This is a genomic window from Flavobacterium sp. DSP2-3-1 (assembly GCF_049896865.1).
GTDB lineage: Bacteria > Bacteroidota > Bacteroidia > Flavobacteriales > Flavobacteriaceae > Flavobacterium.
Genome location: NZ_JAFCVD010000011.1, coordinates 42,263 through 65,206, shown reverse-complemented (window position 1 = coordinate 65,206; position 22,944 = coordinate 42,263). Strand labels below are relative to the sequence as shown.

The following is a 22,944-nucleotide window of genomic DNA, read 5'->3' as shown; positions in this document are numbered from 1 at the left end:
TAGAGAACTATACAGCTAAAATATACTCAACAAGTCCCTGTTCATGTGTTAATTCCATTTTTTTACGCAAACGATATCTTTTTATCTCAACGCTTCGTACAGAAATATTTAATAAGGGAGCTACTTCCTTCGAGGAAAGATTTAATCTTAAGTAGGCACATAATCTCAAATCATTTGGAGTCAAGGATGGATGAGCTACTTTCATTTTTTTCAAAAAGTCTTTGTCGGCGTTATCAAAAGCTTCCTTAAAAACACTCCAGCTATCGCCCTCGGTAATGTTTTTATTAATTGAAGAAATGACTGATTTTATACTTCTATAACCATCGTTCGGTGTTTTCTTTAAGTCATCCTTAATAAAAGTTAGAAACTCGTTTTTACTATTCAAACTCATTGTAGAAACAGCCAACTCCCGATTTTTAGTATCTACATCTTTTGAAAGTTGTTCATTTCTGATGCGCATCAATTCTTGCTCGTTCTCAAGTTCTTTAATTTCCAATAAAAGATTATTCTCTTCTATCAATTTTTCTTTTTGTTTTTGATAATAACTTTTATAGGCCTTATGGATAAATCGAGCCAATATAATCACAAAAATCAAATACACAAATAGTGCAATATGTATTAAATACCACGGTTTTTGGACTGTAAAAGTATATACCGCTACATCTTCCAAAGGAGAATTTGCAAACTTAGCTCTAACTCTAAAAGTATATTCTCCTGGAGGCAAGTTTTTAAAATTCACTGTTGATTTGGCACTCCATTCGCTCCACTCTTCTTGAAATCCTTCTAATAAATATTGAAATTCAGCATTGATGTGTTTATTAAATTCAGGAACCGTATAATTGATAGTTATATTATTTTCATCATATTTAAAACTGCCTTCTTTTAGAATAGAACGGTTTTCGGAGTTTTCATTGAGTTTATTTGTTGTAATCGCCGATATTAAAACACTATAGTTTTTAAAACTCAAATCATTAAGATTTAAAATATAATAGCCATCTGTTGTTCCTATCAAATAATTAGAATTAGAAATTTGAGTAATGTTTTCGTAGCCTAACATCGAATTGGTCAGTGATGCTGGAATAGGAATTACATTTTGCTTCAATTGACTGCTTAATTTACTCAATGAGAAATAATGAATGTAATTTTTTGAAAACAGCCATATTTTTTTGGAGTTATCCTCGATTAATTTCCCCGAGGTATACTCATCTTTTTCAAAAACGGAACTTAATAAATGATCTTTACTAAATTGATTTGTCTTCGCATTCAGTTTAAAAACACCTTCTTTATTCGCATAATAAATGGTGTTATAAAACTTTGTCAAACTGGCATTTTTCCCTTTTGTAGGTGTATTATATTTTACAAAATTTTTCGTTTTTAACAATTTTCTGTCTAACTCTAATCTGTAAACGCCTTTGTATTCATGGCTAACGAACACATTCAAGTTGTTTGTGATTTCAAAATATTTTGAAGAATAATCAAATCCGTCAATTTTATTTCTAAAACCCCATTGACTGTTCGTTTTTTCCAAAACTGAAATTCCGTAATAATTCCCTTGAAGTAAAAGTCCTTTTTGATTGGGTATGGTTTCAAATTTCCAAGTTCCTGATCTTGAAAATATATTTTTTGCCACAGCATTTTCTATGACAAATGTTCCTGAATCATGACCACAAAAAAGAGTTCCATCATACTCAAACAAGGACCAAACCTGTCCTTTTGTTCCAGTCACAAATTTAAATTCATCGTTACTCTGATAACTTTTATAAAACAAACCTTGGTTGGTTCCCACATACAAATTATCATTGTATAGTTTTGAAGTATAAACTGTACCAAGAATTCCTGTATCGTCAACAAAATTTTGTATCGGAGATTGCAGATTTATGCAATTGATTCCGTTATCCAGTCCTACCCAAAGATTCTTATCGGCATCTTCGTACAAAGACAGCGCTGTATTGTTACTCAATCCCTTATTTTGACTGATGTGATATTTAATTTTCCCGATATTATTTAAGATAAATATTCCATTAGAAACTGTTCCCAAAGCAAAACTTCCATCTGAAAGTAATTGACTGCTGTACACACTACTGGCAGCTAATTCCGAATCAGCCTCAGTAGAAAACTTTGTCAAAGCGGTTCCTATGAGTTTATAAAATCCATTCTGCTGTGTTTGGATCAAAAGTCCTTCATCGATGGAAAAAAGATTGACAATTTTATTGCTTTGTAAAATTAGATTGTTAGAAACCAAACGTCCTTTTCCGCTTTCAATTTCAAAAAGTCCCTCATTGATTGTTTGAAAGTAAATCGCAGTTTTGGTACGGAACGATTTTGTTATATTATTTTTCGGCGCTATAATTTTGAAACCTCCGGTTTGAGTATCATAAATGTAAATTCTGTTCAGGGATTGAAAAATAACCCATTGATCATAATTTAAAATATTCCAGAATTGCTCGTCATCAAGAATCTTATTTTTTAATGTTTTACTTAATGAAGTGTATTTTAGTTTTCCATTTTCTTGACGTGCCCAAAAACCAAATTCCATGTAACAACCCGTAAAAATCTTATTTCCAATGACTTTTACAGAACGAACAATAGTTTCATTTGGTGATGGGTATAATTCCCAGTTTGATCCATTAAATTCTAATAATCCTTCATTGTTTGCAAAGAAAACATAATGATTTTGATCTTGAGAAATCATCCAATTTTGATTTCCCGCACCATAAGTGGTAGAGGGATATTTTACAATTGGCGGTAACTCTTGCGAAAAAGCACAGAAAGACATTAAAAAAAGAAAAATGGACAGTTTTGTTTTCAATGGAATGTTGATGTTAATTTTTTCAAAAATAAACCTAAAAATAGCATTTATTTATTGCATGGAAAACATAAAAACTATACCAGAAGAAAAATCAGTTTTCAACCGTGCTTTTAATGATTATTTGTGAGTTGTTCATTCCCTTTTCTCTGTTGAAAATTGATTACTTTTGTAAAAATTATCATTTTTATGCAAGTTGACCTTTCGAAATTGGATCCAAGGAAAAATATCATCATAAAAGGTGCACAGGTACATAACCTAAAAAATGTTGATGTTGCTATTCCCCGAAATAAATTAGTGGTTATCACAGGACTTTCGGGTTCAGGAAAATCAAGTTTGGCCTTCGATACTTTATATGCCGAAGGACAGCGCCGTTATGTAGAAAGTTTATCTTCGTATGCGAGACAATTTCTTGGACGATTGGACAAACCAAAAGTAGAATATATTAAGGGAATTGCTCCTGCGATTGCTATCGAACAAAAAGTGAATACGACAAACGCGCGGTCGACGGTAGGAACCTCAACAGAAATATATGATTACGTAAAATTACTTTTTGCCAGAATAGGACGAACTTATTCCCCAATTTCCGGTCGTGAAGTCAAAAAAAATACCGTCACTGATGTCGTTTCCGATGTGAAAAATTTTGAATTGGATAGCAAATGGTTGTTGCTTGCGCCTATTCATTTGGAAGAAGGACGAAAATTGGAAGACAAACTAAAAGTCCTTTTGCAACAAGGATTTGCCCGAATATTGGTAAATAATGAAATGATTCGTTTAGACGATTTACCAGACTCATTAGATAAAAAAGAAATCTTTTTAATAGTCGACCGAATAGTGGTTAATCACGACACTTCCGCAGAAGAAGAGTTTTACAATCGTCTTGCTGATGCGGTTCAAACTGCTTTTTTTGAAGGAAAAGGAATTTGCCATTTACAAGAATTAAACTCTGATAAAAAGTATTCCTACTCTAATAATTTTGAATTAGACGGCATTACATTTCTGGAACCAAACGTTCATTTATTTAGTTTTAATAATCCATACGGAGCATGTCCCGTTTGTGAAGGTTATGGAAATATTATCGGTATTGATGCCGAATTAGTAGTGCCAAACACGACTTTATCCGTTTTTGAAAATGCTATTTTCCCTTGGCGAGGAGAAAGCATGAGTTGGTTTCGTGACGAACTAGTAAATAAGGCGTACAAATTTGACTTTCCAATACACAAACCATATTACCAATTATCTGAAGACCAAAAAGAATTAATCTGGAATGGAAATACCTATTTTCAAGGATTGAATGATTTCTTTAAAGAATTGGAAGAAAAGAATTATAAAATCCAAAACAGAGTGATGCTTTCGCGTTACAGAGGAAAAACTAAATGTCATTCCTGCAAAGGAAAACGCCTGAGAATTGAAGCTTCATACGTGAAAATTAATGAAAAAACAGTTTCTGATTTAGTTGATTTACCGATAAAACATTTAGTTACTTTTTTCAAAAACATTGATTTAGATGTTTATGAAAAACAAATTGCCAAACGACTAATGGTGGAAATCAACAACCGTTTGTCTTTTCTAACTGAAGTAGGATTGGATTATCTGACATTAAACAGGAATTCAGCCACACTTTCCGGAGGAGAATCGCAACGTATTAATTTAGCAACTTCGCTTGGAAGCAGTTTAGTTGGTTCCATGTATATTTTGGATGAGCCAAGTATTGGTTTACACCCAAAAGATACAGAACGCCTGATAAAAGTATTACTTTCCTTACGTGATTTAGGAAACACGGTTATCGTTGTAGAACACGATGAAGACATCATGAAAGCTGCTGACATGATTATAGATATTGGGCCGGAGGCAGGAACTTTAGGCGGGAATTTAGTCGCTCAGGGAACCTACGACGAAATATTAAAATCGACTTCACTTACAGCGAAATATCTAAATGGTGATTTAGAAATTACCGTCCCTAAAAAAAGAAGATTATTTAAGAATTTTATCGACATAAAAGGAGCACGAGAAAATAATTTACAAAATATTGATGTTACTTTTCCGCTGGATGTATTGACGGTAATTACAGGAGTTTCTGGAAGTGGAAAAAGTACTCTTGTTAAGAAGATCCTTTTTCCGGCCATGCAAAAAAAATTGGAAAACGTAGGTGAAAAAGCAGGACAGTTTACAGAAATGAAAGGTTCATTTTCGCAAATTAAACACATTGAATACGTTGATCAAAACCCAATAGGAAGAAGTTCCCGTTCAAATCCTGTGACTTACATTAAGGCGTATGATGACATTCGGGAATTGTATGCCAAAGAAAAACTATCAAAAATAAGAGGGTATCAGGCCAAACATTTTTCTTTTAATGTTGATGGCGGAAGATGCGAAACCTGCAAAGGAGAAGGTTCTATAAACGTAGAAATGGTTTTTATGGCTGATGTACAATTACCGTGTGAAACCTGTAACGGAAAACGATTTAAGAAAGAAATTCTCGAAGTCGCTTTTGAAGGTAAAAACATTCACGATATACTAACGATGACAATCGATGATGCTATTGCCTTTTTTATAGCAAATAAACAGACTAAAATCACTCAAAAATTGCAGCCTTTGCAAGATGTGGGCTTGGGTTATGTGCAATTAGGACAATCGTCTTCTACACTTTCCGGAGGAGAAGCACAGCGAATAAAGCTCGCTTCATTCCTGGTAAAAGGAGCTACAAAAGATAAAGCTTTATTTGTTTTTGACGAACCTACAACTGGATTGCACTTTCATGACATCAAGAAACTAATAGCTTCCTTCGATGCATTAATTGATAAAGGGCATTCGATTATTGTTATCGAACACAACCTTGATTTAATAAAGTGCGCGGATTGGATCATAGATTTAGGTCCCGAGGGTGGGGAAAATGGTGGCAAATTACTTGCAGTAGGAACTCCGGAAGAAGTTGTAAAAATAAAAGAATCTGTTACGGGAAAATATTTGAAAGATAAATTATAAATATTATCCCATATAACATTTTTCTTCAAAAGGATTTCCGTCTTCATCAATTGCTATTAAAATCTTTTTAGCTTTTGATGAAACTTGCGAAATGTAAATCCAAGCTATAGACCAAAGTCCAAGAGTAGCGCAAAAGATGCAAAAATTAAAAACATGATCAACCTTTTTTTTCTTTTTCAATAAAACGACAAAAGGTAACTTATCGTTTCGCTCTAATACTACAAACCCATCATTGGTTTTATCGGCTATAATAGATAAAAATTTGATTAAATTATCATCGCTTGTACTTTTATTACTATTCATGCTTATCATTGAAATTTAAATACTTTTTTGCTGTCTTTATTAAAACTGACTTTGCAAAAATAATAGTAAATTTAAAATTCCACAATACCCACTTTTAGTGATATTTGATTTCTTTTTGTTAAAAAAGCTAAAGTAACTTTCGATAAGTAATAGGAAATGAAACAGTTATTTTTTTTTATTATCCAACAGAAACGCTCCTAATTTATCTTAGCTTTTTCAAAACAACATCGATAGCTTGATTAATTTCGACCGAAATAACAAATTTATAATTAATGTAAATGTAAGAAATAGTTAATAAAACTGATTTTAATATTATTGCTATTTTAGGGTCAAAAGGAAATTCCCAAAAATAAAACAAAAGAAACAATAGCAATGTGATTCCCAGAGAATACAATGTTTGCTTTGTAAATGGATACAAATGCAAACGTTTCACCACAAAAAGCAACTTGGCTATGCTATATAATGTTATTGATAATAATGTTGCAAACGCAGATCCCATAATCCCGTACAAAGGAATAAAAATCGCGTTCAATCCAATCGCTAAAGCAACTAAAAAAACACCGAGGAACAACACTGCTCTGTAATATTTTGTATTAAAAATTATCGCATTATTATTCCCTAATATTAAATCAAAATATTTAGACAATCCAATCATAAATACAACTAAAATACCACCGCTATACTCTTTGGGAACCATTTCATATAACTGATTGATATTAACAAATATACCCAACATTACAAATCCACCCACGACTTGTAAATTAATGGATGTCTTTTTATACAAAATATTTAATTCCTCAAATTTGTTATCATGCATCAGTCGGGCCGTAATTGGATAGACAATTTGGTGCATCGCGCGACTTGGAACAGAAATAACCAAAGCAATATAAGTAGCAACGGAGTAATAGGCTATATTCTCAATAATCATGTATTGGTTAAGCATAATTTTATCCCCATCCAACAGCAAATTAGCTACACTACCTGATAAAATAATATAAAAAGTATACTCCATTATATTTTTTACATTAGAAGGTATTGCAAATTGGAAATCAGGCTTTTTAATATAATAAGCATAACCCATTGTAATAACTAATGCCAAAAAGTAAATTCCTGCAGTCACGTAAACGAACTCCACAACTGTTATCCATCTGTAATAAACGCCAATCAACGCAAATAATGAAAACAATCGCAATCCTACCTCTTTCACAAAATTACCAAAAACCGAATGCATGTGAACTTTGGCCCAAGCATAAAAAATTTCGAAATAAGCCATGCATAACCCTACAAATGGAATAAGCCAAATGAAATCCTTAACTACCGGGTTTTTCTTTGTTACAAAGAATAAAATATCATCAAAAAAAAGTAATCCTAACAATATTAAAGGAATAGACAAAACTAAAGGAAACAACACGGTGAAAGATAAAAATCTGGATTTTTCCTCTTCTGACTCATATTGCGAATAAAATTTCACTAACGTATTTTGCATCCCTATTGCAAATAAAGGCATGATTACATTTGCACAAGAAAGAATGTAACCTGTTACAGCATAATAAGTATCTCCTAAAAAAACAGGATACAAATACAGCGTATTTATGGCACCAATTCCAAAACCCAAATAGGTAATTATTGTATTCTTTAAAGACTGATTTAATACTATTCCCATTATTTTATCATTGCGAAGTATTGAGAAACCTCACTTTCTAATTTACATTTTGTTAAGCAATTCAACCAATTCTTTCGTTAGGTTTCTTCTGGAATAATTTTGTAAACCAACTCCATTTGATTGTAATTTGCCTTTCAAAAACTGATTATAAAAGTCCAAAATTACACTTTTAAGTTTCACTTTCTCAGAATAATCAAAAAATACACCTGTGTTGGTATTCGTAATAATCTCAGCAAAATCTGAATCTTTGGGACCTATGGCAACAATAGGCCGGTTTGAAACCATGTACTCGAATAATTTTCCCGGAATAATGCTTTTAGTATCTTCCGAATTAATTTCGACAAGCAACAAAACCTGCGACTTTCGTTGGTGCGCAATCGCTTCAGAATGGGAAACATAACCCAAATTATTCAAATACGTATTTAGCCCGAATTGATTTAACGTTTCTAAAACTTCCTGACTAACCGCTCCGATTAGTTTTATTTCGAAATGCGATTTGAAATCTGGAATCTCATGAATTAATTCAACCAAACTTTCCCATAAAATCAGAGGATTTCTTTCCGACAAAAAAGAACCGATGTGTGCTAAACTAAATTTAGAATCCAGCGTTTGTTTTTCAACTTCTTCCTTATCATAGCCATTCGTTATTACCGCAATAGGTTTAGTGGTAATCTCCTGGAATTCGGTTTTGGTGGTTTTGCTCGTTACAATAATGGTATCGGCTGAATTTAAAACCTGATGTTCTAAAGCTTTGTGTTTTTTGGCAGCAAAACTCGACAATCGCAATGATTTGTGATAGCCAATTGTCGTCCATGGATCACGGAAATCAGCAAACCATCTCAGATTTAATTTTTGTTTTAATTCCAATCCAATAAGATGCAGACTGTGTGGCGGTCCTGAAGTAACAATTGTATCAATATTATTGTCAACGATGTATTTCTCCAAAAAAGCAACCGATGGTTTTACCCAAAAAACACGCGCATCGGGAATAAAAAGATTTCCACGAATCCAAAGAAAGGTTTTATCCAGAAAAGATTGCTTTTTCTGATTTGGAATAATTCCTGAACTGATTTTTTTTGTTTTATTCTTCGAAAGAAAAGACGCCAGTTGATACGGTTCAAAAATCTTCTGTTTCAGAATAATGGCTTTCTCCGAAACTTCTTTTACCAAGTTTTGATCAACAATAGGATATGTTGGATTCTGCGGAATATAAACAATCGGCTGAATGCCAAAATCTGGCAAATACTTGACAAACTTAAGCCAACGTTGCACTCCTGGTCCTCCAGCAGGAGGCCAATAATAAGTAATTATTAAAATTTTCTTGGGTTCCAAAGTTAGGCTTTTGTAGTAATTGATTTTAAATCCATAAAAAACGAATTACTGTTTTTATACAATCCTTTTGAAATAAAGTATAAAACTGGTAACGACGGTAATAACAATATTAATCTAAATTTGTCCTGATTAATGAAGTATAGTGTTAATAAAACTCCAATAATAATTCCTACAAGAAAAAGCCAAAACAATATTTGTTGAAACGATTTTAAACCGGATAATTCTATCATACTTTTAACAAATATTTTTATTATTTAGTTTCTCCAACTCTTCAATATCGAGCTGGTCTTTCAGTCTGTTGGCTGCTTTTTTGGCAATAATCAGATTATCGTAATCAATAAAAAAAACCGGAATTCCATCTATATCTATGATATTTGCTTTTTCTAAAAGTACTACGAAAGGCTTATTTTCTAGACCTTTAACGGAAGTCATAATATCCAATCTAAAATTAATATTTAAAGTGAAATCTGTGCAACCCGGAATGAATTGCATCGTTTTAATACTTTCAAAATCACCTAATCCCATTTGTTTAATAGCATTTCTCAAATTTTCACGATTAGCAATCGTATCTTCAATGAAAATATCAATATCTCCTGTATTTCTTCCGTAGCCATAAATGTTTACAGCAAATCCACCGATGGTTAGATAGTTTACATTGTTTTCTGACAAGTACTTCCAAACATCTATTATTTGTTTATGCATATTCGTTTCAAATTATTTTGATTTTGAATATTTTTTTGCCGATTTTAATACGCAAGAAAGTTCGATTATTGCCATCAGTTTTTCAAAACGTTGTTGATAAGTCAATTGTCTTGTTTCTTCAATATATCTTGCCTCCATAACTAACGGAGGTGCGTGATTTAATTTGACTTTACCCATTGCTTTAAAAATTTAGAATGTATTCGAAATTTATTAGATCAAATTTACAAATAAATATCAGACAGCTAACGCCTTTTTCTTCCTTTCAAAATAAATCCCCCCAATCAAAAGCAATAGTATCCCTATGGAACTGATCAACGTTATTGTACTTCCGGTTTTAACGACTTGTGGCTCAAACTTGAATTCTATCGAGTGTTTTCCAGCTGGAATTTGCAATCCCCTTAGAACGTAATCAACTCTAATGTGATCTGATTTTCTACCGTCAATATACGCATTCCAACCTTTTCCATAATACATTTCGGAGAAAACGGCTAAACCTTCATTTGCGTTTTCAGATTTGTACTTCAAATAATTGGGTTTGTAGTTTTCTAAAGTTACAGTCGCTGCGCTGTCTTTGGCGAAAGCCGTCTTTTTTAATTCAAAATCTTTACTATTTACGACTGCCACATTCTTAGAATCTAAACTATCTAATGCTTTCATCTCTTCATCAGCAGAACTCACCAATTTTACTTGACTTACAAACCATGCATTTCCATTTGCATTAGGATTTGACGTTGGAAATTCTTTCCCTTCTTTATCAGTTTGAATTACATATTTTACATCGAGCATATTCAATACTTCCATGTTGTTGTTAGCAATTTGGTAGTCAAATAACTGCTGCATCCTTCGCGGTTTTACTGCACTATAACCTCCAATTGATTTATGAAAATAGGAAGCTCTGGCACTGGATAAATTCCCAGAGACCTCGAAAACTCTATAATGTGTGGTATCTTTAAGAATCTCAACATCCGAAGGAGATTCTTGAAAAGGAACTTCTACTTCTCTTCCGTTAACGAAATCTTTTCCCGAAACATAATTTTTATCCACGAAAAACAGATCGGAAACCATCAATAATCCCACGATTATAATAGCCGTATTTTGGGCAAATCTATCTTTAATCGATAACCACAAAACTCCCGTAGTTAGTAAGATAAAGAAAGCAGAGCGCAATAAATCAGCGCTATACAACCTCATCCTGTCCTGTTTCAATGCATTTACAAAATCCGGACCGTAGGTTTGTTGAAAATAAGCATCATTTCCGCCAGAAAAACTGAACATACTTTTGCTCAAAAACAATATTACAATAATTCCGAGGCTTAAAATTCCAGTTTCATATAAAGCTTTCCACTGTAATTTTTTATCCAATTGAAAAAAAGACTGCAACCCCATAATCGCCAAAACAGGGAAACACAACTCAAGAATAACTTGTATGGAGGAAACTGCTCTGAATTTATTGTACATCGGAACATAATCAATGAAAAAGTCCGTCAATATTGGGAAATTTTTTCCCCATGAAAGCACTAACGCAATTATTGAACCGCATAGGAATACATACTTTATTTTACGTTTATCGATGAACAAAGCCATTATTGCTAAAAAGAAAACCACCACACCTATATAGGCAGGAGCCGCTACAATAGGCTGATCGCCCCAATACGTTGGCATTCCAGCAACAAAATCAGTTGCCTGATCTTCCGGCACGCCTTGACCAATCATGAATTCATACATATTACTATCTTTCCCAACGGCCTCATTATTTGACCCACCAAAAAGTCGCGGTGCAATCAAATTAAAACTTTCAGTAATTCCATAACTGTATTCCGTAATATAATCATGCGTCAGCGCACTGCTGTTTGTATTTTTTGAACCATCAGGATTAAAACTTAATTCGCTTTTTCCACGCGTACTAAAATCCGCATATTCAGAAGTTGCCAATAAATTAGTCGCATTCGCACCAAGAGCAAAAATTCCGGCTACTGCCAATGTTCCAAAGGAATACAACATTGATTTATATTCCTTTTCTTTTACTAGCTGATAGATAAAATAAGCAGAAAGAATTAATAAGAAAATCAATAAGTAATAAGTCATTTGGAAGTGATTCGCATTGATTTCTAACGCTGTTGCAAAAAGCGTAATCAAACCTCCCAGAATATATTTTTTTTGAAAGACCAGAATAAACCCGGCAATAACAAGTGGCATGTATGCAATCGCATGCGCTTTGGCATTATGGCCAACGCCCAAAATAATAATCAAATAAGTAGATAAACCAAAAGCTAATGCTCCAAAAAAGGCTTTTAAAGGATCGACTTTTAACACCAGCATCAAACCGTAAAATCCTAAAAAATATAAAAATAAATAATCCGCAGGTCGCGGTAAAAAACGCAACGCATCATCAATAGCGCCAATATAATCGTGTGGGTATTTTGCTCCTAATTGATACGTTGGCATTCCGCCGAAAGCTGAATTAGTCCAATAAGGTTCTACATGATCCGTGCCTCTAAAGTCATTTTGCTCTTTGGCCATTCCTGTATACTGTACAATATCAGACTGGAAAATTTGTTTTCCTTGTAATACAGGATAAAAATAGAGTGTAGAAACAAGTACAAAACCAAGTATGGCAAGGGCGTGTGGATAAAACCTATTTATTATTTTCAATTTAAAAAAGTTTGGATTAGAGTAAAAAGCTTGTTAATAATGACAAATTTAATCTATTTCTTCGTAATCAACATAATCTCCCACTTTTTTGGTTTCGCGGGGATTTTTAGTGTTTACTGAATTGTATGTTACATCATCCTTACTTTGTGTTTTTTTCCAAGTGCTGTCTTCCGCATGCTTTTGTTGTTTCTGCATACTTTCGCCCGCTTTTTCTACTACCTTTTTAACTATTAAAGGCAAAAATAATTTTGCTAAAAATCTGAAAATATAGTAGAAAGCAATCATATAAAATAGTGCTTTTATAAAACCCGTAAATGAAGCTGTTTGCATAGAAGTGTAATTTTTTCCAAAATTAATAAATTCATCTCGAAAGTTCGGGACAAAATAAAAATATCATTCTTAAATAAATAATAAAATATAGTACATTTGAAAAGCGTTATTACTTTTTAACTCAAAAAAAATAATATGTCCAAAATCAAAATCATACTTATCGCAGCTATTGCAATGTTTCCAAGTATTCATTACAGCCAGCATACGGATCAAATAAATTCTAACAGGCCAGGCGAAACCATGTCGGCTTTTGCAGTTGGAAAATCAGTAATCCAAATAGAAACAGGCGTTTATGGAATCAAACAAAACCATAGTTTGTTGAATTATGATGCCAATGGTTTTGGTGTTGATGCCACCTTACGATGGGGAATGTTCATGGAAAAACTTGAATTGATAGCTGACATACAATACCAGAACGAGAAATATACCACCTTGTTCAATAGCTCGAAAAGAGCCGACTTCAAACAAACTATTTTGGGAGCCAAATATTTAATTTACGATCCTTTCAAAAATTACGACAAAAAGGTGAATATTTATAGCTGGAAAGCCAACAGAGCTTTTAATTGGCGTCAACTGGTACCTGCCGTTTCTGTTTTTGCAGGAGCAAATTTCACTATGGCGGACAATCCGTATTCTTTTTCTTCAGAATCCAGCATTTCCCCAAAGATAATACTGATAACTCAAAACCATCTGGGTGACGGTAGATGGGTTTTTGTAACCAATATAATAGCTGATTATGTAACAACTGATTTTCCTAGTTATGGTTATGTATTGACTTTAACCCGAGGAATTAATGATAAATGGTCTGGATTTTTAGAAAATCAAGGATTTAAAAGTGATTTTTACAGCGATGCAATTGTTCGCGGAGGCGCCGCTTATTTATTAAATAAAGACATGCAAATTGACGCTTCGATTGGTACAAGTCTGAAAGACACTCCATCTGCCCTCTATGGCGGAATTGGTTTTTCCTGGCGTTATGACGCCAATTATCAGGAAGTGCGCATAAACAATGACTCAGGGGACTCAGGAAAGAAAGCGGAAAAAAGAGCAAAAAAGACAAAAAAAGGATAATCACAGAATTTAAAAAACAGAATGATTACAATACAAGAAGCAAAAACTAAAAGTGAATTAACTGAATTTGTAAAATTCCCTTTTTCTTTATATAAAAACAATAAGAATTGGGTTCCGCCATTAATTGGTGAGGAACTGGAAGGATTTGATAAAACTAAAAATCCTGCTTTTGAAACTGCTGAAGCATATTTTTATATTGCCAAAAGAAATAACAAAACTGTAGGCCGAATTGCCGCAATCATCAATTGGAGCGAGGTAAAAGACCAACAAAAAATGAAAGTTCGTTTTGGATGGTTTGACGTGATTGATGATGTAAAGGTGACTAAAGCACTTTTAGAAAAAGTATATGAATTAGGTCGAAAAAACAATTTAGAATATGTTGAAGGACCTATGGGTTTTTCAAATCTGGATAAAGTGGGCGTGCTGACCGATGGTTTTGATGAAATAGGAACCATGATTACGTGGTACAACAATCCATATTATGCCACTCATTTCGAACAATTGGGATACGTAAAAGAGAAAGAATATATTGAAAGTAAATTTCCCTTTGTAAACGTAAAGCCTGAATTTTTTGAAAAAGCAAATGATTTGGTCAAAAGAAGGTATCAATTAAATCCTCTTAATTTTAAAACGACCAAAGAAGTAATGCCGCACGTGGATAAAATGTTTGATTTATTCAATAAGTCTTATGCTTCGTTATCTTCGTTTGTAGCTATTTCAGATACAGAAAAAGAATATTTCAAGAAAAAATACATAAGTTTCATCAATCCTGAATTTATCAAATTCGTGGAAGACAAAAACCATAATATTGTTGCTTTCAGTATTGTAATGCCCTCTTTTTCTGAGGCGATACAAAAAGCAAAAGGGAAATTATTCCCATTTGGATTTCTTCATTTGCTCAAAGCAAAAAAACGAAGTAAGGACGTCATTTTCTACCTTATTGGTGTGTTGCCTGAATACCAAAACAAAGCGGTCACAGCCATTATATTCAAAGAATACTACGAAACTTTCAAAGAAAAAGGTATTGTCAATTGTTTCAGAACTCCTGAATTAGTTGATAACGCCGCAAGCATCAACTTGTGGAAACATTTTGATCCTCAGATTCACAAGCGCAGATGTACTTACAGAAAAGAGTTGTAATAAGTAGTTTTCTAACATTAATTCAAATAAACTTTCTTTTACATTGCAGTGAAAATTTTATTCTAATTTAGGGTTTTAAAACATTTTTTACCTTAGAATATTTAAAACAATTAAGACAATATATATGAGAAAACAAATACTCTTAACAATCGTATTTTTATTAATGTCAATGTACAGCGCTGTCGCACAATTTATAGACAACAAACCCATTTCAGAACTAGATATTGATTACATAAAAATAAAAGAAGAAGCAAAATTATTTGCTAAAAAATTAAGTATTAGTGTTGATTATGGTCAAGAAAAAGTAGAAGAATTAAAAGACCTGAGCGGAAATCCAAATCAATTCAATTCTATCATTGATGCTTTAAATTTTATGAGTAAAAATGGATATGATTTCATAAGTATTGACAATGAAAAAATAGGAGACACACAATACTTGTACCGCTATATCATGAAAAAAAGAAAAGAGTAATCTGTAAATAATATTATTTTGTCACAATGAGCACAGTCTAGATGTTATTGATTTCTCGACTGCGATCGAACGGACAATTAGATTAATTTACTAATGCCATTCATGTAAATCACATTTTACAATCCACTTTTGATAACAGAACATTTCCATCAAATTGTAATTGTTTTTTATCTTTAAAAGTTACTTTCCCTTTATTGTCATCAATCACATCTCCAAAACCTTCGACATAAGAATCGTCTTTTTTTAAGAAAGCAACTTCGCGAACTGACGAAATACCTTCGGACATGAAAGTATAATCCGCATAAAGCGTGTCTCCTTTAAATTCTCCTACAAGTGTTCCTGCATTTTTATCTTTTTCAAAAAAATTATAGCTTAAATTTCCCGAAGAAAGCTGACCGTTTTTTACATTTAAAGTCAATGAAACAGTGTCTTTTTTAAGAATTGCTCGGTAACACTCTTTAGATTCAGGTTCTTCAACAACAATTTTTTCTAAAACAGCAGGAGATTCTTCCGTTTTCATTCCTTTTTTACAAGAAACAAAAACACTAATAAAAACGACACCCAATAATATTACTTTTTTCATATATTTTCAATTTAGTTTAATAAATATACTAATTCCTGACACAATAAAATACAAAAAAATCCATCATTCCGAAAAATGATGGATTTATATGTAAAAACTTAATTACTTAATTATGCATCTAAATCGACTGTAGTTCTACTTGCAATTTCTTTGTATGTCCCATTTTCTAGTTTCTCACGAATCGCTTCAAAAGCAGATAGTGTTTCATCAACATCTGATAAAGTATGAGACGTTGTAGGAATCATTCGCAACAAGATAATCCCTTTTGGAATCACAGGATAAATTACAATCGATAAGAAAATGCCGTAGTTTTCTCGTAAATCGTTTACCATAATCATTGCTTCCGGTACACTTCCTTCAAGATATACTGGAGTTACACAGGTATTGGTGTCACCTATATTAAAATTACGCTCTCTCAATCCGTTTTGCAACGCATTTACATTTTCCCACAATTTATCTTTTAATTCCGGGTGATTACGCAACAGTTCCAATCGTTTTAACGAGCCAATTGTTTGTATCATTGGCAATGCTTTAGCAAACATTTGAGAACGCAAATTGTATTTTAAATAATCAATTATGTCTTTGTCTGCGGCTATAAAAGCACCAATATTTGCCATCGATTTTGCAAAAGTAGAGAAATAAATATCAATTCCGTCCTGACAACCTTGCTCTTCTCCTGCTCCGGCACCTGTTTTTCCAAGTGTTCCAAAACCATGTGCATCATCAACCAGCAAACGGAAATTATATCTTTCTTTCATGGCAACAATTTCCTTCAATTTTCCTTGTTGTCCACGCATTCCAAAAACACCTTCGGTAATAAAAAGAATTCCTCCTCCTGTAACTTCCGCTAATTTTGTCGCACGCTCCAAGTTTTTTTCCATGCTTGCAAGATCATTGTGACGGTATGTAAAACGTTTCCCCATATGCAAACGAACGCCATCAATAATACAAGCATGAGCATCAACATCATACACAATTACATCATTTTTTGTAACCAAAGCGTCAATTGTTGACATAATTCCCTGATATCCAAAATTCAACAAATATGCCGATTCTTTCATTACAAAAGCTGCCAATTCATTCTCTAATTGCTCATGATATTTAGTGTGACCACTCATCATACGCGCTCCCATTGGGTAAGCGGCGCCATACTGTGCTGCTGCTTCCGTATCTGCCTGACGCACTTCGGGATGATTAGCAAGACCTAAATAGTCATTCAAACTCCAATTCAAAATATCTTTTCCACCAAACTGCATTCTTGGACCCAACTCACCTTCTAATTTAGGAAAAACAAAATAACCTTCTGCTTGTGAAGCCCATTTTCCTAACGGTCCTTTATTGTTTTGAATCCTTTCGAATAAATCTTTTACCATAATATATCAAGTAATAATTTTAATTTTGAGAAGTGGCAAAAATAATTATTTAAACTTTATAAAGGACTTGAAAGTAAATTTATTTTTCAAGCTTTAACTTTATGATTATCTGGAGCTAATTCCTGCTCTACACTGTATCTTTTGCACTGTCAGGAAGATTGCTGCGTTCCTCGCAATGACAATGCAAAAGGATGCCGTTGCGGTCAGGGCTAAAAAAACGATTCCAATGGTAAACTTTGTATATTTGAATTATATAAAACATAGTTTATGTCTGACAAAATAACAAATGAACTGCATGAACTACTAAATGCCAAGGTAGTTAGTGCAGAAACAGCCGAGAGAATACGCGATTACTTCCACCAAAAAAAAAAAGAAAACTATAACAGACTCTTTTCCGTTTTTGGGATTTTGGGAGCCATACTTGTTGGACTTGGAATTATTCTTGTTTTCGCACATAACTGGGATACTCTTTCTAGACTTACCAGAGTAGTATTATCTTTTCTCCCGCTTCTGATTGGCCAGATTTTTTGCGGCTATTCTCTTTTAAAAAAATCCGCAAGTACGGTTTGGAGAGAAACAGCATCCGTTTTTGTATTCTTTGCCATTGGCGCAAGCATTTCATTAGTTGCTCAGGTTTATAATATTCCCGGAGATATTAATTCCTTCATTATTGCTTGGATGCTATTGAGTTTACCACTGGTTTATCTGCTTCAATCCTCGATAGTTTCTCTTTTATATATTTCTGGGATTACGTATTATGGCTGTAATTCTAATTATTTTACCTATCCAAGTACGCATTCCTTTTTACACTGGTTTTTACTTTTAGGAATTTCTCCCTATTATTATCAGTTGGTAAAAACTAAAGCACTAAGCAACTTTACACTGTTTCACAACTGGTTTATTTCTATATCAATTGTAATTTGCCTCGGTACGATTGCCCATAAAAATGGACATTTACTGTATTTAAGCTACATAAGTTTATTCACGATTTTTTACTTCATTGGTAAGACTCCATTTTTTGACCAGCAGAAATTAAAAAACAACAGCTTTCTGATTGTTGGAAAATTAGGGATACTCTATTTATTGCTGTTATATAGTTTTAAGTGGTTTTGGAATAAATCTTTTTACAAAACGGATTCAATATTAGAAACACTGCTGTCGATAGAATTCATAACTGCTTTTGTACTCACAGTACTCGCAGCGTTTTTCTTTTACAAAAAAAACAGTCTAACAAATTTTAAGGAAGTCTCTCTTTTAGAATTTGCATTTTTGATGAACATACTTCCTCTCATTACCGGTTACGAGTTTTCATTAGCAGCAAATGCACTCGTATTATTCATTGGTATATTTGAAGTTAAACGAGGCATAAAACGAAATCATATGGGACTATTGAATTTTGGATTACTCCTTATTACTGTTCTTATTATGTGTCGTTTTTTCGATACTGATTTAAGTTTCGTCCTTCGAGGGATTCTATTTATAACAATTGGTTTAGGATTCTTTTTGGCTAATTATTTCATCCTTAAAAAAAGAAACAAAAATGAAAAATAAGAAAATTACATTCCTAATTTTCATCTTGATTGTTACGGCGCAATTATACGTTCCATTCCAAATGATATACAATCAGGAAGATATTATAAAAAGTGGAAAAGAATTTAGATTCCAAACTATTCCACTAGATCCGTACGATCCTTTTAGAGGAAAATACATTACATTATTCTTTAAAGAAAGAGAAATCACTGTACAAAAAAACATTAAATGGCACAGCGGTGAAACTGTTTTTGCAACACTCACTACCGACAAAAATGGGTTTGCCAAAATCAGTTCTATTTCTAAAATCAAACCAAAAAATAACGAATCCTATATTAAATTGAAAATTAGTTTGGATTATATTAACTCCAAAATACTAATAGATTTTCCTTTCAATCGGTTTTATATGAATGACGATATTGCGCAAAAAGCGGAGAAAATCTATCAGGAATTCTCTATCAAAAAGAAAAACGAAACTTACGCTTTAGTGGCAGTAAAAAATGGAGAAGCGGTACTTAAGGATGTTCGCATCAATGACGTTTCAATTAAAGATTTGGCTTCCAAAAAATAAAATAAACACAATTCAAAAGAATAATCTGTACCTTTAAGTACGAAAATCAATACTTTTAATAAAATGTCACAAGATACAAAAGAATTAAAATTAGCCGTTCTCATTGATGCTGACAATGTTCCGTACAGCAATGTAAAAGGAATGATGGAAGAAATTGCTAAATTTGGAACACCCACCACCAAACGTATTTACGCCGATTGGACTAAACCAAATGCAGGTGGCTGGAAAAGTGTATTATTGGAACACGCCATTACTCCTATTCAACAATACAGTTATACAGTTGGAAAAAACTCTTCAGATTCAGCGATGATTATTGATGCTATGGATTTATTGTATTCCGATAAAGTGGATGGTTTTTGTATCGTATCCAGTGATTCTGATTTTACACGTTTGGCCATCCGATTGAGAGAATCCGGAATGAAAGTCATTGGAATCGGCGAACAAAAAACGCCAAACTCATTCATTGTAGCCTGTGACCGTTTCATTTATATCGAAGTTTTGGATGGCGCCATTAAAAAGAAGTTACCAAAAAGAACCGCAACTGATACTAAAAAAGCAACGCCAAAAAGCTTAAATAAAGTCGATTTGCATACTATAGAATTAATAGAGTCAACCATAGAAGATATTGCTGACGATAGCGGTTGGGCGTTTCTAGGTGATGTGGGAAACCTAATTGTAAAGAAAAAACCGGAATTTGACCCAAGAAATTATGGCTTTTCAAAATTAACTCCCATGCTAAAATCATTGACTGACATACTCGAAATCGACGAAAGAGACTCTGATAAAAAAGGAATCAAACACGTTTATGTAAGACTGCGTTTCAGTTAAACTAATTTTTTAACCGCCTCATATAAAGTTTCTTTCTTTAGTGGTTTCGACAAATAATCATTCATTCCTATTTCCTTTACACGATCTTTTGTGGTTTCCATTACATCGGCGGTAACTGCAATGATAGGAATATTGCTATTGTGCGCTCCAGCTTCGCCATTTCTGATAGCGATTGTTGCCTCATAACCATCCATGATTGGCATTTGTAGATCCATTAATACAATATCAAATTGATTTGTTTTAAATGCATCTAATGCTTCCTGACCATTATTAGCATAAACGACCTTAGTATCCAACCATTTTTTTGTAATCATTTTTATCACCATCTGGTTAATGGGATTATCTTCGACCACTAAAATGGATTTTCCTGCCAAATCATCTAAAGCAACTTTAGCGGGAGCCTCTAGCTTTCTTTGCTGTGCTGATATGGCAAAATCAATTGTAATAACGACAGTCGTTCCTTCGTTTACTTTACTTTCCATTTTGATGGTTCCGTTTTGCATATCGACTAAAGTTTTCACGATATAAAGTCCTAAACCAAGTCCGCCAAATTTTCGTTTATTATCAATAATATTTTGAGAAAAAGAGTCAAAAATACTTTCCATTTTATCTTTTGAAATGCCAACACCGGAATCCGAAACAGTCAAAATCAAACTGGCTATATTTCCCTCTTTCAATTGGCAATCAACATGAAATTTGACAAATCCTGTCGCTGTAAATTTGATGGCATTATTCAGCACATTATTCACAACTTGAACCAATCGGTTAACATCCCCGATCACTAAATCAGGAAAAGTACCTGACTTTGAAAACTGAAATACTAATCCTTTATCTTCGGCTCTATTGATGGCATTATTCTTTAAATTTCCCAAAACCTGTACTAGATCAAATGGGTTCTTTTCAAGCTTTAATTCTCCTTTTTCGATTTTAGAAAAGTCTAATATATCATTCACAGAACTTAATAAACTATGAGAAGAGTACTTTATAATTTGGCAATTTTTTTTGATTACATCATCCTGAACTTCACTAGAAATAGAATCAATTAAATTTATAATTGCATTCAGCGGCGTTCGCAATTCATGACTGATATTAGATAAGAAATAGGATTTTAAATCATTCATTTCTTCGGAGCGAATCAAAGCAAGACGATTGAGCTCGTTTTTTTCATTTTTCAAATTCCGTATCAAATTTGCCATCGAAAGTGAAAGAAAAATAACCTCTAATCCAGTCCCTAATTTTGAACTGTTTTGATTGAAAAAATTATTAGGTAATAATCCGAAATTATATAAAATAAAAATACCGAATCCGATGATCAGAAATGAAATACCAGCTGTGAAAAAAGGATCTATGTACTTTTTTTTACAATATAAATATATTATTGAGCATACAATTAAAATCAAAAACACAAGCGTAAGAACGTTGACTAAAACGTACGAAAATAACAAAGTTGAGGGAATAAAAATGATGCATAATAATAATAAAAACAATAATACGTAAGCGATATTAAACAGAATATAAATTTTCTTACTATTTTTTTTAATCTTTAAAAATAATTCACTGTATTTACCCGAAAAAAAGACGGCAATTATCGCCATAAATAAGACACTATGATTTGAAAACCATCCTGCATTTGGTGTGACATACTTGTAGAAAAAACCATCTAACGCGAATTGTAGTAATCCAACAAATAAAACGTAGAGACTATAGTATAAAAATATTTTTTCATTTAAAGCAAAAAAGAAGAAAAAATAGATAATAGCTGCGATAGACAAAATGCCGTAAAAAATTCCAAAAAATAATTGTTCATTTGAAATCATTTGTATGAACCTTTCCGACGAATAAAGCATTACGGGAATTTTTATTACCTCACCGTCACTCTTCAAATGCATATATAATTGCAAACTAGATTTTGGTGCTATTTCAATCTTAAAAATAGTTTTTCGATTATCGAAACTACGTTCGGAATATGCCAAATTATCCCCACTAATCTTGGTAGTTATTTTTCCTGAGGCTACATCAACAATAAATAATTCTACTAAATCTGTTATGGGACGTGCCGTTTCCAGATAATAATTTAATTTTGAATTTGTAAGATTTTTTATTTTTGTTTTTGACCAAAAATTATTTTGAGTAAAACCTAAATCATCATTTTCACTGATAAGTTTTGTGGGATTCAGGGTGTCATAATTGGCAACAACATATTTGATATCCAAACTTCTTTTCCCTACATCTGCAATTGTGGTGTGATTATGCAAAGAGATTTCTTTAGGAATTGTATCACCGCTAAAGACATATTGAGAATAGGTGTTTGAAAAAAACAAGGTGAAAAATAATAATTTCAAAATAGCACAAATCTGTTTATTGGTTTTTTGACTCATGTTTAATAAATTATGATTAAGCAACATATGTACGTAACGTAAGAAACTTTAGTTTTCCAACTACGCTTAAATTTTACATTTGTTTTGTGAAATAAAGCAATTTCTGTCAAATAACAGAATTAAAAGTCCAAAATATTTAAAATTCTTATTATTGTCGGGGCTGAAAAAACTTTACAATAAGTCAAAAAATTATATTTTTAGTAATATTCGTACTTATGAGTAAAC

At 32.7% G+C, this 22,944-nt stretch carries 19 protein-coding genes; 7 read left to right on the top strand and 12 right to left on the bottom strand.

The window, feature by feature from the left end:
- Window positions 1-7: 7 nt before the first annotated feature.
- Window positions 8-2,809: a triple tyrosine motif-containing protein gene (locus tag ACP7AT_RS13050; RefSeq protein ID WP_426064778.1), complete on the bottom strand. Its 2,802-nt coding sequence runs from the start codon at window positions 2,807-2,809 to the stop codon at window positions 8-10.
- A gap of 186 nt (window positions 2,810-2,995) precedes the next feature.
- Between ACP7AT_RS13050 and uvrA the strand changes: the two genes are divergently transcribed.
- Entirely contained in the window at window positions 2,996-5,791 is a 2,796-nt protein-coding gene (gene uvrA / locus ACP7AT_RS13045; RefSeq protein WP_426064777.1) for an excinuclease ABC subunit UvrA, read from the top strand.
- Window positions 5,792-5,794: 3 nt separating this feature from the next.
- On the opposite strand, the gene ACP7AT_RS13040 is transcribed toward uvrA, so the two are convergent.
- The 8 genes from ACP7AT_RS13040 to ACP7AT_RS13005 form a co-directional block, all read right to left on the bottom strand.
- Window positions 5,795-6,094: a hypothetical protein gene (locus ACP7AT_RS13040; RefSeq protein WP_426064776.1), complete on the bottom strand. Its 300-nt coding sequence runs from the start codon at window positions 6,092-6,094 to the stop codon at window positions 5,795-5,797.
- A gap of 202 nt (window positions 6,095-6,296) precedes the next feature.
- Complete coding sequence (locus ACP7AT_RS13035) at window positions 6,297-7,757, bottom strand: lipopolysaccharide biosynthesis protein (RefSeq protein WP_426064775.1); 1,461 nt, start codon at window positions 7,755-7,757, stop codon at window positions 6,297-6,299.
- Between the two features lie 42 nt (window positions 7,758-7,799).
- A complete protein-coding gene (locus tag ACP7AT_RS13030) occupies window positions 7,800-9,089 on the bottom strand; it encodes a glycosyltransferase family 4 protein (protein ID WP_426064774.1) in 1,290 nt (429 codons plus the stop codon).
- Between the two features lie 2 nt (window positions 9,090-9,091).
- The gene (locus ACP7AT_RS13025) at window positions 9,092-9,319 is read right to left on the bottom strand and encodes a hypothetical protein (protein WP_426064773.1); all 228 of its coding nucleotides are present in this window, start codon (window positions 9,317-9,319) and stop codon (window positions 9,092-9,094) included.
- 4 nt (window positions 9,320-9,323) lie between these two features.
- The gene (locus tag ACP7AT_RS13020; protein WP_426064772.1) at window positions 9,324-9,791 is read right to left on the bottom strand and encodes a nucleotidyltransferase; all 468 of its coding nucleotides are present in this window, start codon (window positions 9,789-9,791) and stop codon (window positions 9,324-9,326) included.
- 12 nt (window positions 9,792-9,803) lie between these two features.
- Entirely contained in the window at window positions 9,804-9,968 is a 165-nt protein-coding gene (locus ACP7AT_RS13015) for a hypothetical protein (protein ID WP_426064771.1), read from the bottom strand.
- Between the two features lie 57 nt (window positions 9,969-10,025).
- The gene (locus ACP7AT_RS13010; protein WP_426064770.1) at window positions 10,026-12,443 is read right to left on the bottom strand and encodes a YfhO family protein; all 2,418 of its coding nucleotides are present in this window, start codon (window positions 12,441-12,443) and stop codon (window positions 10,026-10,028) included.
- A 48-nt stretch (window positions 12,444-12,491) separates the two neighbouring features.
- A complete protein-coding gene (locus ACP7AT_RS13005; protein ID WP_426064769.1) occupies window positions 12,492-12,773 on the bottom strand; it encodes a DUF4834 family protein in 282 nt (93 codons plus the stop codon).
- A 135-nt stretch (window positions 12,774-12,908) separates the two neighbouring features.
- Here ACP7AT_RS13005 and ACP7AT_RS13000 point away from each other — a divergent pair, with 135 nt between their 5' ends.
- From ACP7AT_RS13000 to ACP7AT_RS12990, 3 genes are all read left to right on the top strand, one after another.
- Window positions 12,909-13,844, top strand: coding sequence for a transporter (locus ACP7AT_RS13000; RefSeq protein ID WP_426064768.1), 936 nt, complete (start codon window positions 12,909-12,911; stop codon window positions 13,842-13,844).
- Between the two features lie 21 nt (window positions 13,845-13,865).
- Window positions 13,866-14,984, top strand: a complete 1,119-nt coding sequence (locus ACP7AT_RS12995) for a GTP cyclohydrolase (RefSeq protein WP_426064766.1) — start codon at window positions 13,866-13,868, stop codon at window positions 14,982-14,984.
- A gap of 124 nt (window positions 14,985-15,108) precedes the next feature.
- Window positions 15,109-15,456, top strand: a complete 348-nt coding sequence (locus tag ACP7AT_RS12990) for a hypothetical protein (RefSeq protein WP_426064765.1) — start codon at window positions 15,109-15,111, stop codon at window positions 15,454-15,456.
- Between the two features lie 109 nt (window positions 15,457-15,565).
- Here the strand turns inward: ACP7AT_RS12990 and ACP7AT_RS12985 are convergent, their stop codons facing one another.
- On the bottom strand, window positions 15,566-16,039 hold the full coding sequence (locus ACP7AT_RS12985) for a hypothetical protein (RefSeq protein ID WP_426064764.1): 474 nt from the start codon (window positions 16,037-16,039) through the stop codon (window positions 15,566-15,568).
- Between the two features lie 110 nt (window positions 16,040-16,149).
- Window positions 16,150-17,412, bottom strand: coding sequence for an aminotransferase class I/II-fold pyridoxal phosphate-dependent enzyme (locus ACP7AT_RS12980; protein WP_426064763.1), 1,263 nt, complete (start codon window positions 17,410-17,412; stop codon window positions 16,150-16,152).
- A 267-nt stretch (window positions 17,413-17,679) separates the two neighbouring features.
- Here ACP7AT_RS12980 and ACP7AT_RS12975 point away from each other — a divergent pair, with 267 nt between their 5' ends.
- The 3 genes from ACP7AT_RS12975 (at window position 17,680) to ACP7AT_RS12965 (ending at window position 20,341) form a co-directional block, all read left to right on the top strand.
- Window positions 17,680-18,963, top strand: coding sequence for a DUF2157 domain-containing protein (locus ACP7AT_RS12975; RefSeq protein WP_426064762.1), 1,284 nt, complete (start codon window positions 17,680-17,682; stop codon window positions 18,961-18,963).
- Window positions 18,953-19,513 carry a GDYXXLXY domain-containing protein gene (locus ACP7AT_RS12970; RefSeq protein WP_426064760.1) on the top strand — a complete coding sequence of 187 codons (561 nt, stop codon included), beginning with the start codon at window positions 18,953-18,955 and terminating at the stop codon, window positions 19,511-19,513. Before ACP7AT_RS12975 ends, ACP7AT_RS12970 begins: the two co-directional genes overlap by 11 nt.
- A 63-nt stretch (window positions 19,514-19,576) precedes the next feature.
- On the top strand, window positions 19,577-20,341 hold the full coding sequence (locus ACP7AT_RS12965) for an NYN domain-containing protein (RefSeq protein ID WP_426064759.1): 765 nt from the start codon (window positions 19,577-19,579) through the stop codon (window positions 20,339-20,341).
- Here the strand turns inward: ACP7AT_RS12965 and ACP7AT_RS12960 are convergent.
- Entirely contained in the window at window positions 20,338-22,719 is a 2,382-nt protein-coding gene (locus tag ACP7AT_RS12960; RefSeq protein WP_426064758.1) for a 7TM diverse intracellular signaling domain-containing protein, read from the bottom strand. The two genes, ACP7AT_RS12965 and ACP7AT_RS12960, sit on opposite strands and share 4 nt — an antisense overlap.
- Window positions 22,720-22,944 lie beyond the last annotated feature (225 nt).

Bases quoted from the DNA above. Each gene is read 5' to 3' on its own strand.
- uvrA (WP_426064777.1), top strand. From the start codon at position 2,996: ATGCAAGTTGACCTTTCGAAATTGGATCCAAGGAAAAATATCATCATA.
- ACP7AT_RS12985 (WP_426064764.1), bottom strand. From the start codon at position 16,039: ATGAAAAAAGTAATATTATTGGGTGTCGTTTTTATTAGTGTTTTTGTT.
- ACP7AT_RS13025 (WP_426064773.1), bottom strand. From the start codon at position 9,319: ATGATAGAATTATCCGGTTTAAAATCGTTTCAACAAATATTGTTTTGG.
- ACP7AT_RS12960 (WP_426064758.1), bottom strand. From the start codon at position 22,719: ATGAGTCAAAAAACCAATAAACAGATTTGTGCTATTTTGAAATTATTA.
- ACP7AT_RS12970 (WP_426064760.1), top strand. From the start codon at position 18,953: ATGAAAAATAAGAAAATTACATTCCTAATTTTCATCTTGATTGTTACG.
- ACP7AT_RS12965 (WP_426064759.1), top strand. From the start codon at position 19,577: ATGTCACAAGATACAAAAGAATTAAAATTAGCCGTTCTCATTGATGCT.
- ACP7AT_RS13035 (WP_426064775.1), bottom strand. From the start codon at position 7,757: ATGGGAATAGTATTAAATCAGTCTTTAAAGAATACAATAATTACCTAT.
- ACP7AT_RS12995 (WP_426064766.1), top strand. From the start codon at position 13,866: ATGATTACAATACAAGAAGCAAAAACTAAAAGTGAATTAACTGAATTT.
- ACP7AT_RS13040 (WP_426064776.1), bottom strand. From the start codon at position 6,094: ATGAATAGTAATAAAAGTACAAGCGATGATAATTTAATCAAATTTTTA.
- ACP7AT_RS12980 (WP_426064763.1), bottom strand. From the start codon at position 17,412: ATGGTAAAAGATTTATTCGAAAGGATTCAAAACAATAAAGGACCGTTA.
- ACP7AT_RS13000 (WP_426064768.1), top strand. From the start codon at position 12,909: ATGTCCAAAATCAAAATCATACTTATCGCAGCTATTGCAATGTTTCCA.
- ACP7AT_RS13020 (WP_426064772.1), bottom strand. From the start codon at position 9,791: ATGCATAAACAAATAATAGATGTTTGGAAGTACTTGTCAGAAAACAAT.
- ACP7AT_RS13005 (WP_426064769.1), bottom strand. From the start codon at position 12,773: ATGCAAACAGCTTCATTTACGGGTTTTATAAAAGCACTATTTTATATG.
- ACP7AT_RS13015 (WP_426064771.1), bottom strand. From the start codon at position 9,968: ATGGGTAAAGTCAAATTAAATCACGCACCTCCGTTAGTTATGGAGGCA.
- ACP7AT_RS12990 (WP_426064765.1), top strand. From the start codon at position 15,109: ATGAGAAAACAAATACTCTTAACAATCGTATTTTTATTAATGTCAATG.
- ACP7AT_RS12975 (WP_426064762.1), top strand. From the start codon at position 17,680: ATGTCTGACAAAATAACAAATGAACTGCATGAACTACTAAATGCCAAG.